This is a genomic window from Microbacterium petrolearium (assembly GCF_054782875.1).
On the sequence record NZ_BAAGRQ010000004.1, the window covers coordinates 132,497 to 145,778 of the forward strand.

13 protein-coding genes are annotated in these 13,282 nt (G+C 72.5%); 7 read left to right on the forward strand and 6 right to left on the reverse strand.

The window, feature by feature from the left end:
- The first annotated feature begins 83 nt into the window (after nt 1-83).
- The 4 genes from ACYVJ0_RS04995 (at nt 84) to ACYVJ0_RS05010 (ending at nt 4,335) form a co-directional block, all read left to right on the forward strand.
- The gene (locus ACYVJ0_RS04995; RefSeq protein ID WP_460816398.1) at nt 84-1,361 is read left to right on the forward strand and encodes a class I SAM-dependent RNA methyltransferase; all 1,278 of its coding nucleotides are present in this window, start codon (nt 84-86) and stop codon (nt 1,359-1,361) included.
- Nucleotides 1,362-1,422: 61 nt separating this feature from the next.
- Nucleotides 1,423-2,079, forward strand: a complete 657-nt coding sequence (locus tag ACYVJ0_RS05000; RefSeq protein WP_449855164.1) for a response regulator transcription factor — start codon at nt 1,423-1,425, stop codon at nt 2,077-2,079.
- Nucleotides 2,069-3,304 carry a sensor histidine kinase gene (locus ACYVJ0_RS05005; protein ID WP_460816400.1) on the forward strand — a complete coding sequence of 412 codons (1,236 nt, stop codon included), beginning with the start codon at nt 2,069-2,071 and terminating at the stop codon, nt 3,302-3,304. The genes ACYVJ0_RS05000 and ACYVJ0_RS05005 overlap by 11 nt, the downstream gene beginning before the upstream one ends.
- A complete protein-coding gene (locus ACYVJ0_RS05010) occupies nt 3,301-4,335 on the forward strand; it encodes a hypothetical protein (protein ID WP_460816402.1) in 1,035 nt (344 codons plus the stop codon). The genes ACYVJ0_RS05005 and ACYVJ0_RS05010 overlap by 4 nt, the downstream gene beginning before the upstream one ends.
- A 256-nt stretch (nt 4,336-4,591) precedes the next feature.
- Here the strand turns inward: ACYVJ0_RS05010 and ACYVJ0_RS05015 are convergent, their stop codons facing one another.
- The 3 genes from ACYVJ0_RS05015 to ACYVJ0_RS05025 form a co-directional block, all read right to left on the reverse strand.
- Nucleotides 4,592-4,822 carry an acyl-CoA carboxylase epsilon subunit gene (locus ACYVJ0_RS05015; RefSeq protein ID WP_460816404.1) on the reverse strand — a complete coding sequence of 77 codons (231 nt, stop codon included), beginning with the start codon at nt 4,820-4,822 and terminating at the stop codon, nt 4,592-4,594.
- Complete coding sequence (locus tag ACYVJ0_RS05020; protein WP_460816405.1) at nt 4,819-6,414, reverse strand: acyl-CoA carboxylase subunit beta; 1,596 nt, start codon at nt 6,412-6,414, stop codon at nt 4,819-4,821. The genes ACYVJ0_RS05015 and ACYVJ0_RS05020 overlap by 4 nt, the downstream gene beginning before the upstream one ends.
- An 84-nt stretch (nt 6,415-6,498) precedes the next feature.
- Entirely contained in the window at nt 6,499-7,269 is a 771-nt protein-coding gene (locus ACYVJ0_RS05025) for a biotin--[acetyl-CoA-carboxylase] ligase (protein WP_460816407.1), read from the reverse strand.
- Nucleotides 7,270-7,362: 93 nt separating this feature from the next.
- On the opposite strand from ACYVJ0_RS05025, the gene ACYVJ0_RS05030 reads away from it, so the two are divergent.
- From ACYVJ0_RS05030 to ACYVJ0_RS05040, 3 genes are all read left to right on the forward strand, one after another.
- Nucleotides 7,363-7,905 (forward strand): PH domain-containing protein, encoded by a 543-nt coding sequence (locus ACYVJ0_RS05030; protein ID WP_460816408.1) that lies wholly within the window; start codon nt 7,363-7,365, stop codon nt 7,903-7,905.
- A gap of 52 nt (nt 7,906-7,957) precedes the next feature.
- Complete coding sequence (locus tag ACYVJ0_RS05035) at nt 7,958-9,076, forward strand: 5-(carboxyamino)imidazole ribonucleotide synthase (RefSeq protein ID WP_460816410.1); 1,119 nt, start codon at nt 7,958-7,960, stop codon at nt 9,074-9,076.
- A 282-nt stretch (nt 9,077-9,358) separates the two neighbouring features.
- Nucleotides 9,359-10,261, forward strand: a complete 903-nt coding sequence (locus ACYVJ0_RS05040; protein ID WP_449855171.1) for an aminodeoxychorismate lyase — start codon at nt 9,359-9,361, stop codon at nt 10,259-10,261.
- 21 nt (nt 10,262-10,282) lie between these two features.
- Here the strand turns inward: ACYVJ0_RS05040 and pstB are convergent, their stop codons facing one another.
- The 3 genes from pstB to pstC are packed head-to-tail and all read right to left on the reverse strand — an operon-like array spanning nt 10,283 to nt 13,173.
- Complete coding sequence (gene pstB / locus ACYVJ0_RS05045) at nt 10,283-11,062, reverse strand: phosphate ABC transporter ATP-binding protein PstB (RefSeq protein ID WP_449855172.1); 780 nt, start codon at nt 11,060-11,062, stop codon at nt 10,283-10,285.
- Nucleotides 11,063-11,102: 40 nt separating this feature from the next.
- On the reverse strand, nt 11,103-12,203 hold the full coding sequence (gene pstA, locus ACYVJ0_RS05050) for a phosphate ABC transporter permease PstA (RefSeq protein WP_460816411.1): 1,101 nt from the start codon (nt 12,201-12,203) through the stop codon (nt 11,103-11,105).
- A 1-nt stretch (nt 12,204) separates the two neighbouring features.
- On the reverse strand, nt 12,205-13,173 hold the full coding sequence (gene pstC, locus ACYVJ0_RS05055; protein WP_460816413.1) for a phosphate ABC transporter permease subunit PstC: 969 nt from the start codon (nt 13,171-13,173) through the stop codon (nt 12,205-12,207).
- Nucleotides 13,174-13,282 lie beyond the last annotated feature (109 nt).

The window sequence follows — 13,282 nt, forward strand, 5'->3', positions numbered from 1 at the left end:
AGGTGGCCGGCACGTGAGCAGGCCGTCACGGTGCCGTAACGGTCGCTCAGGCGCCGGTGATGCGCGGATGGGACGATGGAGCCATGGATGCGGGAGAGCTGGTCGAGCTGGACATCACGGGCGTGGCCCACGGCGGCGTCTTCGTGGCGCGCCACGGGGCCGACGGCGATGCGCCGGGCCGCGTGGTGTTCGTCTCGGACACGGCGCCCGGCGAGCGCGTGCGCGCGCAGATCACCGAGGTGAAGAAGACCTTCGCGCGCGCGGTGACGGTCGATGTGCTCGAGGCATCGCCCGATCGCGTGCCGCACGTGTGGCCGCAGGCCGACGTCGCGGTCGCGCCGGAGGATCGGCCCGGCGGTGCGGACCTCGGTCATCTCGCCCTGCCGGCCCAGCGCGCGCTGAAGGCGCGGGTGCTGCGCGAGGCGTTCGAGCGCTTCGCCGGTCTCGAGGTCGACGTGCCCGTGCGGGGCCCCGAGGGGGTGCTGGGCGCCGATCACCCGGAGGCGGCGGCGACGCTCGACGGCACGGGCTACCGCACCCGCCTGAGCCTGCACGTCGACGACGAGGGTCGGATCGGCCCCTACGCCGCCCGCTCGCACCGCGTCATCGAGGTGGGGGAGCACCCGCTCGCGGCGCCGCGCGTCGCCGAGGTCGCCCTCGCCGTGCGGAAGGCGCCTCCCGGCCGCCTGGATCTCGTGCTGCCGGCGGACGGCGTCGTGCGCACGATCCGCCGGCCCGACCGCAAGGATCGCCGCGCGCCCCGCCCCGAGCCCGAGGTGGTCGCGGAGTTCGTCGGCGAGCGCGAGTTCCACGTCGATGCGGGTGGCTTCTGGCAGGTGCACCGCGCCGCGGCCGCGACGCTCGATCGCGCGGTGCGCGACGCGCTGGGGGAGCTGTCGAGCGACGCCTGGCACCTCGACCTCTACGGCGGGGTCGGGCTGTTCGCCGCCGCGCTCGGCGAGCTGGCCGCGCCCGCGCGCCTCACGACGGTCGAGGCGGACGAGCGCGCATCCGCGCACGCCGGGGACAACCTCGCCGACCTCGGCGTGGAGGCGGTGAACATGCGCGTGGACCGGTTCCTGTCGCGCCTCGACGCCCAGGCGAGCCTGCTCGATCGCGAGATGCTCACGCGCGGCGTGGCGCTGCTCGATCCGCCGCGCTCGGGGGCGGGGCGCGACGTGGTGGCACGCCTCGCGGACCTCGGCCCCTCGCGCATCGCGTATGTCGCGTGCGATCCGGTGGCCCTGGCCCGCGACGTCGGCTGGTTCCGAGAGCTCGGATACGAGCTGGCGTCGCTGGATGCGTTCGACCTGTTCCCGCACTCGCACCACATCGAGGCCGTCGCCGTCCTCGCGCGCTGAGCGACAGCGCCCGCGACCCGGCCGGGCTGGTCGCCGCGCCCGCATGCCCTAGGCTTCGATCATGATCCGCGTGGCCCTCGTGGACGATCACGAATCCGTTCGTCTCGGACTGGAGGCGTCGATCCGTCGTGCCGAGCAGGAGGTCGTCTTCAGCGGCGCGACGGTGTCGGAGTACCTCGCGAGCCGGGCGTCCGAAGGCTGGCCCTCGCCCGATGTCGTGCTGCTCGACCTCACGCTGGGCGACGGCACCACCGTCACGGAGAACGTCGTGCGGCTGGCCGCCGACTCGGCCGTGATCATCCACTCCGTCGCCGACCGCCCCGCCGCGGTCCGCGAGGCGCTCGCCGCCGGGGCCGTGGGGGTCGTGAGCAAGTCGTCGCCGATCGACGAGGTCATCGACGCGATCCGGGCCGCCGCCCGCGGTGAGCCCCTCAACAACGTCGAGTGGGCCAGCGCGGTGGAGGGCGATCGCGCCTTCGCCGACGCGCAGCTGTCGAGCCGCGAGCGCGAGGTGCTGCGGCTGTACGCCGCCGGGCTGCCGCTCAAGGTCGTGGCGGACCGGCTCGGGGTGGCCTACTCCACCGCCAAGGAGAACATCACCCGCGTGCGGGTGAAGTACACGGAGGTGGGCCGCCCGGCGCCCACCAAGGTCGATCTGCTCAAGCGCGCGATGGAGGACGGGTTGGTCGAGCCGGCCGGGGAACCCGGTGCCCGATAGCCAGAGGATCGTCGAGGAGGCCTGGCGGCACATCCCCCAGGTGTCCTCCCCTCGCGAGACGCCCGGCCGCTTCACCCGCGCACGCTTCGAGCGCATCCTGCAGGTGCTCACGGGCGTGGGCGGCGCCGTGCAGGGCACCCAGGCGCTCATCGTCTCGCTGACGGACGACGACCCGAGCGATCCGCTGCTGCTCGCGGCCGTGTACCTGCCGCTCGCCCTCATGATCGTGGCGTGCCTGTCCGGCTTCGGCGCCCGCATCGCGGCCGGCGCCTTCGCGGCGCTGTTCCCCGTGCTGATGGTCGCGTGGGCCGTCACCGACCCCGGCCCGTCCGAGCCCCCGCTGCAGCCGGCCCCGTTCTACCTGCTCACGGTGGCCTCCGCCGCGGGGGTGGTCGCCTTCCCGCCGCACTGGCAGATCGTGCTCGTCGCCGGCATCCACTGGCTCTGGGCGAACATCCGCCTCATCAGGGGCGGATGGTCTCTGGAGGCCTGGGAGTCGACGGTCTACGACGTCTCCATCGCGCTGCTGCTCGGCATCCTCGTCGTCGTGCTCGCGTGGATGTACCGGGGGATCGCCGGCGGCGTGGACGAGGCGCGCGCGGAGGTGGTCGAGACGTTCACCGCCGCGAGCGTGGCGGAGGCGGCCGAGAGCGAGCGCGTCGAGATCGCGGCCCTCATGCACGACAGCGTGCTCGCGGCGCTGCTGGCCGCCGAGCGTGCCGACACGCCCCGGGCGCGGGAGCTCGCCGTCGCGATGGCCAGGGAGGCCCTCGGCCGCCTCGCGAACGCCGAGAGCGACGATCCGGAGGGCAGCGACGAGGAGGTCTCGGCGGAGTGGATCGCCGCGGAGCTCGAGCGGCGGGCGGCCGAGTTCGGCATCGAGCTGCGGGTGGCCAGGGCGATCGCCCCGGACGCGGGCGCGATCCCGGGGCGGCCGGCCCGGGCGGTCGCGCTCGCGGCCACGCAGGCGCTCGCGAACGCCGTGCAGCACGCCGACGCCGCGGGGCTGGCGGTCGGCATCCGCGCCGACGACAGCGGCGTGGCGGTGTGGGTCGAGGACGAGGGCCCCGGCGTGGACTTCGACGCGATCGAGGCCGACCGGCTCGGCATCCGCGGATCGATCATCGCCCGCATGCCGGCCGTGGGCGGCAGCGCCGACATCCGCACCGGCTCGCACGGCACGACCGTGACGGTGTCGTGGCGCGCGCAGGAGGAGCCGTCGTGACCGTCCGCCGCGTCATGTACGGCCTCGTGTTCGCCTTCACGGCGTACTTCCTCGTGCGCGGCCTCATCTGGATCCCGCAGTCGCCCCTTCCCGTCCTGCAGGCCGCCGCGGTGCTGCTGTGGCTCGTCGCGGCTCTCGTCGCGCTGCTGTCGCCGCCGTCGCCGGCGCGCTCGGGCGGCGAGGATCTCGCCTACCCGCGGCCCCTGCCGCTGTGGGTCGCGTTCGCGGTGCTCGCGGCGTGCGCGGCCGTCGCGCCGCTGTCGTTCCGCGCGAGCGGCGACAGGATCGAGAACCTCGCCGCGGCGGGAGTCTTCGGCGCCGTGGGCATGGTCCTCACGATCGTGTGCGTGCGCCGGCGCCCGCTGCTGGCCTGGATGGGGATCGGGGTGCTGGCGGCGGAGGCCGTGACGGCCATGGACGTGGCCCTCGTGCTGCAGCGCGGCCTGCTCGGCTCGATGCTGTGGGTCGGGCTGGCGCAGCTGCTGATGTGGTTCACGGATCGCGCGTACCGCGACACGGCGCGGCTCGCGCGGCTGCAGCAGGCGTCGTCCGCCTGGCAGGCGGCTCAGGAGGCGCGGCGGTTCGAGCGGCGCCAGCGCGTGCAGTTCGCGCTGCTCGTGGCGGGGCCGGTGCTCACGCGCGTCATCGAGACCGGCGGCGCGCTGGACGAGACCGAGCGGCTGCGGGCGCGCCTGGCCGAGGGCACGCTGCGCGACGAGATGCGCGCGCCGCGGCTGCTCGACGACGAGGTGCGGCTGGCGATCCGCGGGGCGCGCGAGCGCGGCGCCGCCGTGACGATCCTCGACGAGAACCAGCTCGACGACCTCGACGAGGCGGCGATACGCCGGGTGCGGTCGGAGCTGGCGGCGACCCTGCGCGGCACGAGCGCCGCGCGCATCATCGTGCGCACCTCAGCGGACCCGCGGGTGGCCGTGACGGTGGTGGGGAGGCGCGCGGCCGGCTCCGGCCTGTCGGAGGAGGACGCCGTCGAGCTGTGGCGGGAGATCCCGCGTCACCCGGAAGCGGAATGAGAAGGGCCCGGGGCGGCGATGCCGCCCCGGGCCAGTTGCGGACCGGTTACCCGAAAACCGTCCGCGGAAGCCGGTCTGCGTCGCCTACCCTGGGGCTTCGCACCGGCCAACGCTTCTTGCGTTTCCATAAGAAGTATCTCCGGGCGCGAGCGGCGACGTCTGTAGGAAGTTTGGGGGACACCCGCGTAATTACACGGGGAGAACTGCCCATCCAATGCCCATCAGGTACCCACTATCTGCCCGGGTGGTGCCGGGATCAGCCGGCGAAGCGGCCCCAGCGGGCGCCGGCGGGCGGTCGGCGCCGGAGCCGCCGCGAGCGCGTCCAGGCCTCGCCGGCCGGCTCATCGGCCGTGGCCGCGTCCGCCTCCTGACGATACGCCGCCGGGATCACCGCCGCCAGTGCCGCGACGTCGTCCTCGGCGGGCCGGCCGCGGACGATCTCGACGCGCGGCAGCGCGCGGGCGTCGTTCTCGAGCGGATCGCTCACAGCGGGATGTTCCCGTGCTTCTTCGGCGGCCGCTCCGCGCGCTTGCTGCGCAGGGAGCGCAGTGCCTTCGCGACCGCCACGCGCGTCTGCGCCGGCTCGATGATGCCGTCGAGCTCGCCGCGCTCGGCGGCGAGGAACGGCGAGGCCACGTTGTAGGTGTACTCGTTCGCCAGGCGCGTGCGCACGGCCGCCACGTCCTCGCCCGCCTCCTCGGCGCGCTTCAGCTCGCCGCGGTAGAGGATGTTGACGGCGCCCTGGCCGCCCATCACGGCGATCTCCGCGGTGGGCCACGCGAGGTTGATGTCGGCGCCCAGCTGCTTGGAGCCCATCACGATGTACGCGCCGCCGTAGGCCTTGCGCAGGATGACCGTCACGAGCGGCACGGTCGCCTCGGCGTACGCGTACAGCAGCTTGGCGCCGCGGCGGATCACGCCCGTCCATTCCTGGTCGGTGCCCGGCAGGTAGCCGGGCACGTCGACGAGGGTGACGATCGGGATGGAGAACGCGTCGCAGAAGCGCATGAACCGGGCGGCCTTCTCGCCCGCCTCGATGTTGAGGGTGCCGGCCATCTGCGAGGGCTGATTGGCGATCACGCCGACGGTGCGCCCCTCGACGCGCCCGAAGCCCACGACGATGTTGGGGGCGAACAGCGGCTGCACCTCGAGGAACTCGCCGCCGTCGACCACGCGCGAGATGACCTCGTGGATGTCGTACGGCTGGTTGGGGGAGTCGGGCACGACGCGGTTGAGCGCCCGGTCGGAGTCGGTGGTCTCGAACTCGAAGCCCGCCTCGTAGACCGGCGCGTCCGACATGTTGTTGTCGGGCAGGTATCCGATGAGGGTGCGCGCGTAGTCGAGCGCGTCGTCCTCGTCGTCGGCGAGGTAGTGCGCCACGCCCGAGCGGGTGTTGTGCGTGTAGGCGCCGCCGAGTTCCTCCATGCCGACGTCCTCGCCCGTGACGGTCTTGATGACGTCGGGGCCCGTGACGAACATCTGGCTCGTCTTGTCGACCATGATGACGAAGTCGGTGAGTGCGGGGGAGTACACCGCGCCGCCCGCGGCCGGGCCCATGACGATCGAGATCTGGGGGATCACGCCGGAGGCGGCCGTGTTGAGCCGGAAGATCTCGCCGTACTTGCCGAGCGCGACGACGCCCTCCTGGATGCGCGCCCCGCCCGAGTCGAGGATCCCGATGATCGGCATGCCGCCGCGGAGGGCGAACTCCATGATCTTGACGATCTTCTCGCCGGCGACCTCGCCGAGCGACCCGCCGAAGGTGGAGAAGTCCTGGGCGTACACGGCAACGTTGCGTCCGTGGATCGTGCCCGTGCCCGTCACGACGGAGTCGCCGTAGGGTCGCGACCTGTCCATGCCGAAGGCGGTCGTGCGGTGGCGCACGTACTCGTCGAACTCCACGAAGCTGCCGGGGTCGACGAGCAGCTCGATGCGCTCGCGCGCGGTCATCTTGCCCTTGGCGTGCTGCTTCTCGCGGGCCTTCTCCTCCGACTGGGTCACGGCCTCCGCGTAGCGTGCGCGAAGGTCGGCGATCTTGCCGGCGGTCGTCGAGAGATCGGGTTCGGTCACGTGTTCCACCCTAACGACGGCCCCCGCCGCACCCTTGGAGGCCACACACAACGCCTGCCGGGATCCTGTGTCCGCGGCGAACAGGGCCGCGGGTCAGGCGGGCCGCACGTGCACGACGTCGCCCGCCGAGACCGCGCGGGGCCCGTCCGCGGCCCGCACGACGAGCCGCCCCGCCCCGTCGATCGCCTCGGCCCGGCCGCGCAGCGCGGACCCGTCCGGCAGCGACACCGACACCTCCTGGCCCAGGGTGACGCACGCGCCCGAGACGGCGGCGTGGGCGCCGGAGGCGAGCGCGTCGCCGTTCGCGTCGGCCAGGCGCGCAAGGCCCTCGTCGAGGGCGCGCAGGTAGTCGGCGAGCAGGCGATCCTCGTCGCACGAGGCGCCGAGTGCCGCGAACGACGTGGCGGTGGGCACGGGCAGCTGTTCGGGCGCCATCGCCGTATTGATGCCCGACCCGACGACCACGAGGGACGGATCGGCGGTGCCCTCGGCCAGGATCCCGCAGATCTTGCGCCCGTCGACGAGCACGTCGTTCGGCCACTTCGCCCCCACCGCGTGGGTGGGCAGCTGCGCGCGCACGGCCGCCGCCATCGCCGCGCCCGCGAGCAGGGGGATCCACCCCCGCGCCGGCAGCGGGATCCGCTCGATCCGCAGCGCGACCGACACCGCGAGCGATGCGCCCGCGGGTGCCTGCCACACGCGATCGAGCCGGCCGCGGCCCGAGCGCTGGTCGCGCGTGACGAGCACGCTCAGATGGGCGGCCTCGCCGCGCCCGGCCGCGCCGACGAGATCCGCATTCGTCGATCCGGTGTGCGCCACCTCGGCGATCCGCGCACCGGTCGCCGTCGTCCTCTCCCACGCCATGCCGCCAGCGTACGCGGGAGGAGGCGGCGCCGATCCGCGCCATCTGGGTGATTCGCGGCGGCGGGTGTCGCCGGCAGGCGGCAGACTGGACCCATGACCATCGCCGGACGCGTCGACACCCCGCCGCCCGGCGTGCCCGCGCCCGAGGAGCTCGTGGTGGCCCGCTTCCGCCGTTCGGGCCGGAGGCTGTTCTGGTCGGCGCTGCTCGTCGTCGTCGTCGCGGGCGCGACCGGCTACCTGTGGGGCAACCTGCCCGAGCCGTTCGAGGACTGGATGCTGGCCGCCGCGGCCGCGGCCCTCGTGCTGCTCGGCGCGATCCTGCCGTGGATCGCGTGGCTGTCGCACCGCTACACCATCACGACGCGGCGGGTCATCGCCGCCCGCGGCCTGTTCTCGCGCTCGCGCGCCGAGCTCACGCACGCCAGGGGCTATGGCATCAACACGCGCCGCGGCCCGCTGCAGCGGCTGTGGGGCACCGGCACGCTCACGCTCGCGGACGGCATGGAGGGGCGGATCGTGCTCGCCGACATCCCGAGCCCGCGGCTGGTGGCCGAGGTGCTGACCGATCAGATCGAGGTGAACCAGATCCTCGCGCACCGCGACGCGGTGCAGACCGGCTCCGGTCCCACGGTGTGACGGCGCGGCCCCGCCCTCGATGAGAGGATGGGAGCCGACGATCGGAGGAAGCATGTCGCTGCGTGTCGGCGTGATCGGCGGGGGCCAGCTGGCCCGGATGATGATCGCCCCGGCGGTCGAGATGGGGATCGATCTGCGGGTGCTCGCGGAGGCCGAGGGCATGTCCGCCCGCCTGGCCGCCACCGCGGTGGGCGATTACCGCGACGAGGCCGCCGTGCTGGCCTTCGCGCGCGACGTCGACGTGATCACCTTCGACCACGAGCACGTGCCTCAGCCGGTGCTGCGCGCGCTCGTCGACGCCGGCGTGCCGGTGCACCCCGGGCCCGACGCGCTGCGCTTCGCGCAGGACAAGCTCGAGATGCGCGCGCGCCTGGCCGAGCTCGGCGCCCCGCAGCCCGACTGGGCGGCGGTGCGCGATGCCGGCGAGCTGCAGGCGTTCCTGGACGACCACGGCGGGCGCGCGGTCGTGAAGACGCCGCGCGGGGGCTACGACGGCAAGGGCGTGCGCGTCGTGTCGCGCGCGGACGAGGCGGCCGACTGGCTCGCGGACTTCGCGGGCGAGCCGATCCTCGTCGAGGAGCTCGTGTCGTTCGCGCGCGAGCTCGCGCAGCAGGTGGCCAGGCGCCCCTCGGGCGAGATGGTGGCGTACCCCGTGGTCGAGACCGTGCAGCGCGACGGCGTGTGCAGCGAGGTCTTCGCCCCCGCGCCGCGAGCGTCGGAGCGCCTCGTCGAGGTCGCGGCGCGGCTGTCGAAGCAGATCGCGGACGGCCTGGGCGTGACCGGCATGCTCGCGGTGGAGCTGTTCGAGACGGACGACGAGCGGATCCTCGTCAACGAGCTCGCGATGCGCCCGCACAACAGCGGGCACTGGACGCAGGACGGCGCCGTGACGAGCCAGTTCGAGCAGCACCTGCGGGCCGTGCTCGACCTGCCGCTGGGCGACCCGTCGCCCGTGGCGGAGGCGGCCGTCATGGTGAACATCCTGGGCGGACCGCAGGGCGCGGAGATGACGGATCGGATCGCCGCGGCGGTGACGGATCACCCCGGCGCGAAGATCCACACCTACGGCAAGGATCCGCGCCCCGGCCGCAAGGTGGGCCACGTCAACGCCGTCGGCGAGCTCGACGACGCGGCCTACACGGCCCGCGCCGCCGCCGCCCACTTCGCCTGACGCCGACGGGCATGCTGGCCCCCGACCTGTTGCTGACGAGTCCACAAGTCTGTGCTAAGTCCGGCCGTTTGCACGCCCGGATTTAGCACAGACTTGCGGATATGCGGCGACTGCTCCGAAGCCCGGAATACCCCCGCGGCATCCGCCGTTAGACTGGAGTGGCCGGGCCGCAGCAAACCCCGGGCTCCAACATCTGCCGCTTCGAGCGGACCACGCGCCGAGAGGCGTTTCTGCGGCCCGGTTCATCGTCTCCGCGCGAGGCGCGCGCCGTAGGCTCTGACCATGACGTTCCGCCTCGCGTACCTCATCGACACCGTGCCGGCCGACGATCCGCGCACGGACTTCTCCGGCACCTTCGCGCCGATCGATCCCGACGCGCCGGCGCTGAGCGTGAGCGACCTGAGTTCCAACCGCGGCGACGGCATCTTCGAGTCGATCGCGGTCGTCGACCGCCACCCGCAGGAGACCCGCCCGCACCTGGAGCGTCTCGCGCACTCGGCGCGGCTGAGCGACCTGCCGGCGCCGAATCTCGCGCAGCTGCGGGCGGTGGTCGAGGAGGCCGCGGCGCAGTGCCCGCCGGGGGAGTGCACGATCCGGCTGCTCATGAGCCGCGGCGTGCAGCACGGCGGTCCCGGTCAGGGCATCCACGGCCCCACCGCGTGGCTCACCGCCGCGCAGGCGCCCGACAGCACCGCGGCGAGGGAGAACGGCATCCGCGTGGTCACGCTCGACCGCGGCTACGACAGCGGCGCCGCGGCCCGCGCGCCGTGGCTGCTGCTCGGGGCCAAGACGCTGTCGTACGCCGTGAACATGGCGGCGCTGCGCGAGGCCCGGCGGCGCGGGGCGGATGACGCGGTCTTCGTCACGAGCGACGGCTACGTGCTCGAGGCGCCCACGGCCACCGTGATCCTGCGCCGCGGCGACACCTTCCTCACCCCCGAGCCGACCGGCGGCATCCTGCAGGGCACGACGCAGCTGAGCGCATTCGACTGGCTCGAGGAGAACGGGCACCCCACCGGATACGAGCACGTGCCCGTGGCCGCGCTGCGCGACGCCGACGCCGCGTGGCTCGTCTCGAGCACGCGCCTGGCCGCGCCCCTCACACACGTCGACGGCCGTGAGCTCCCGGTGGATCGGGACCTCACGGCCGCCCTGAACGCCTACCTCCTCAGCCCGCGCGACTGAGCGCCGCCGAGGAGCGGGGGATCACCCGAAGCGGCCGGAGACGTAGTCCTCGGTCGCCTGCACCGACGGCGTGGTGAAGATCTTCGTCGTCTCGTCGTACTCGATGAGCTTGCCGGGCTTGCCCGTGCCCGCGATGTTGAAGAACGCGGTCTTGTCGCTCACGCGCGAGGCCTGCTGCATGTTGTGCGTCACGATCACGACCGTGAAGTCGTTCTTGAGCTCGGCGATCAGCTCCTCGATCGCGAACGTCGAGATCGGGTCGAGTGCCGAGCACGGCTCGTCCATGAGGATCACGTCGGGCGACACCGCGATCGCGCGGGCGATGCACAGGCGCTGCTGCTGACCGCCCGAGAGGCCCGAGCCGGGCTTGTCGAGGCGGTCCTTGACCTCGTTCCACAGGTTCGCGCCCTGCAGCGACTTCTCGACGAGGTCGTCCTGGTCGCTCTTCGACATGCGGCTGTTGTTCAGCAGCACGCCCGCCAGCACGTTCTCGCGGATCGACATCGTGGGGAACGGGTTGGGGCGCTGGAACACCATGCCCACCTGGCGGCGCACGAGCACGGGGTCGACCCCGGGGCCGTACAGGTTCTTGCCGTCCATCAGCACCTCGCCCTCGACGCGCGCGCCGGGGATGACCTCGTGCATGCGGTTCAGGGTGCGCAGGAAGGTCGACTTGCCGCAGCCGGACGGGCCGATGAAGGCCGTCACGGTGCGGGGCTGGATGTCGATCGACACGCCCTCGACGGCCAGGAAGTCGCCGTAGTAGACATTCAGGTCGTTGACTTCGATGCTCTTGGACATCTGGGGGTTCTCTCTCTCAGCGGGAAGCTCGGGCGGCGGCTCAGCGGCCGGTCATCTTGGGGGCGAAGGTCTTCGCGATCAGGCGGGCGGCGAGGTTGAGCACCATCACGATGAGGATGAGCGTGAGGGCCGACGCCCAGGCGCGCTCGATGAACGCGTCCGCGGGCAGTCCGGGGTACTTCGCCTGCATGTAGGAGAACACCGGCAGCGTCGCCATCTGGCCGCTGAACATGTTCAGATTCATGCTCTGCACCATGCCGACCGTCAGCAGCAGCGGCGCGGTCTCGCCGATCACGCGGGCGACGGCCAGCATGATCGACGTCGTGATGCCGGCGATGGCGGTGGGGAGGACGACCTTGACGATCGTGAGCCACTTGGGCACGCCGAGCGCGTACGCCGCCTCGCGCAGCTCGTTCGGCACGATCCGCAGCAGCTCCTCCGAGCCGCGCACGACGACCGGGATCATGAGCACCGACAGGGCGAGCGATCCCATGATGCCCATGCGCGTGCCGGGGCCCACGATGAGCGCGAACACCGAGTAGATGAACAGACCGGCGACGATCGAGGGGATGCCCGTCATCACGTCGACGAGGAACGTGATGCCGCGCGCGAGCTTCTTGCCCTGGCCGTACTCGACGAGGTAGATCGAGGTCATGAGGCCGATCGGCACCGAGATGATCGTGGCGCCCAGGGTGATCAGGAGCGTGCCGTAGATGGCGTGGACGGCGCCGCCGCCCTCGCCGACGATGTTGCGCATCGAGAAGCTGAAGAACTCGCCGTCGAAGCGGGCGAGGCCGTTGACGACGACGGTGAACAGCAGCGAGACGAGCGGCAGCAGCGCGATCACGAAGGCCGTCGACACGAGGGCCGTCATGAGGCGATCCGTCGCGTGGCGGCGGCTCTCGGCGACCGACGAGATCACGAAGATCAGCGCCATGTAGAGCAGCATGCCGACGACGAGCGTCATGGCGATGTTGAAGTCGGCGGGGTCTCCGCCCATGTTCAGCAGCGCGAAGACACCCGCGGAGACGACGAACGATCCGGCGAGCAGCGCCCAGGGCGCCCACTTCGGGAGATGACCGGCGGTGAGGCTCTGCGGCGCGGCCACGGCGGCGGCCGGGGGCGTGGCGGTGGTGGTCATGTCAGTTGGCTCCCGAGAACTCGGCGCGGCGCGAGACGACCCAGCGGGCCACGAAGTTGACCGCGAAGGTCACGATGAACAGGACGAGGCCCGCCGCGATCAGCGTGTTCACGCCCTCGTCGTGCGCCTCGGGGAACAGGAGCGCGATGATCGCGGGGATCGTGGTGGGGTTCTCGGGGTTCAGCAGGTTGAAGGTGACGATGCCGAGCGGCGACAGCACGAGCGTGACGGCCATCGTCTCGCCGAGCGCGCGGCCGAGGCCGAGCATCGCGCCCGAGACCATGCCGCTGCGGGCGAACGGCAGCACGGCCATGCGCACCATCTCCCAGCGCGTGGCGCCGAGGGCGAGGGCGGCCTCCTCGTGCAGCTTGGGCGTCTGCAGGAAGACCTCGCGGCAGATGGCGGTCATGATCGGCAGGATCATCACGGCGAGCACGAGCGAGGCGGTGAAGATCGTCTTGCCGGTGCCCGACGGCGTGCCCGAGAAGATGGGGATCCAGCCGAGATACTCGTTCAGCCACCGGTAGAACGGCACGAGCATCGGCGCGAAGGTGAGCGCGCCCCACAGGCCGAACACGACCGAGGGGACCGCGGCCAGCAGGTCGATGATGTAGCCCAGCACGCCGGCCAGGCGGCGCGGCGCGTAGTGCGAGATGAACAGCGCGATGCCGATGGCGAGGGGCGCCGCGATGACGAGCGCGATGATGCTCGACCACAGCGTGCCGAAGACGAAGGGCCACACCCACGACAGGAACGGCTGGCCCTCGAGGATGTGGTTGCCCGAGGTGTCCGGTCGGAAGGCCGGGATCGCCTGGATGATGAGGAACAGCGCGACGAGCGCGAGGGTGACGAGGATGATGATGCCCGCCGCCAGCGCCGTGCCCGAGAAGATCCTGTCGCCGGGCCGCATCACGGGCTTCGGCGGAGCGGACGAGGGGGCCTCAGCGGGCCCCGTCGTGGTGGTGGTCATCGGAGCGGCTCCTCGAGTGCTCTGGGTCGGGCGGGAGATGAGGGGTGACGCGCGGCGGTGCCCCCGCGTCCTTCCCGAAGGGAAGGATCCCACGGGAAGGAGCGCGAGG

Excerpts from the sequence above, each read along its gene's own strand:
- ACYVJ0_RS05035 (WP_460816410.1), top strand. The coding sequence starts at position 7,958 with ATGTCGCTGCGTGTCGGCGTGATCGGCGGGGGCCAGCTGGCCCGGATG.
- ACYVJ0_RS05000 (WP_449855164.1), top strand. The coding sequence starts at position 1,423 with ATGATCCGCGTGGCCCTCGTGGACGATCACGAATCCGTTCGTCTCGGA.
- ACYVJ0_RS05030 (WP_460816408.1), top strand. The coding sequence starts at position 7,363 with ATGACCATCGCCGGACGCGTCGACACCCCGCCGCCCGGCGTGCCCGCG.
- ACYVJ0_RS05040 (WP_449855171.1), top strand. The coding sequence starts at position 9,359 with ATGACGTTCCGCCTCGCGTACCTCATCGACACCGTGCCGGCCGACGAT.
- ACYVJ0_RS05025 (WP_460816407.1), bottom strand. The coding sequence starts at position 7,269 with ATGGCGTGGGAGAGGACGACGGCGACCGGTGCGCGGATCGCCGAGGTG.
- pstA (WP_460816411.1), bottom strand. The coding sequence starts at position 12,203 with ATGACCACCACCGCCACGCCCCCGGCCGCCGCCGTGGCCGCGCCGCAG.
- pstB (WP_449855172.1), bottom strand. The coding sequence starts at position 11,062 with ATGTCCAAGAGCATCGAAGTCAACGACCTGAATGTCTACTACGGCGAC.
- ACYVJ0_RS04995 (WP_460816398.1), top strand. The coding sequence starts at position 84 with ATGGATGCGGGAGAGCTGGTCGAGCTGGACATCACGGGCGTGGCCCAC.
- pstC (WP_460816413.1), bottom strand. The coding sequence starts at position 13,173 with ATGACCACCACCACGACGGGGCCCGCTGAGGCCCCCTCGTCCGCTCCG.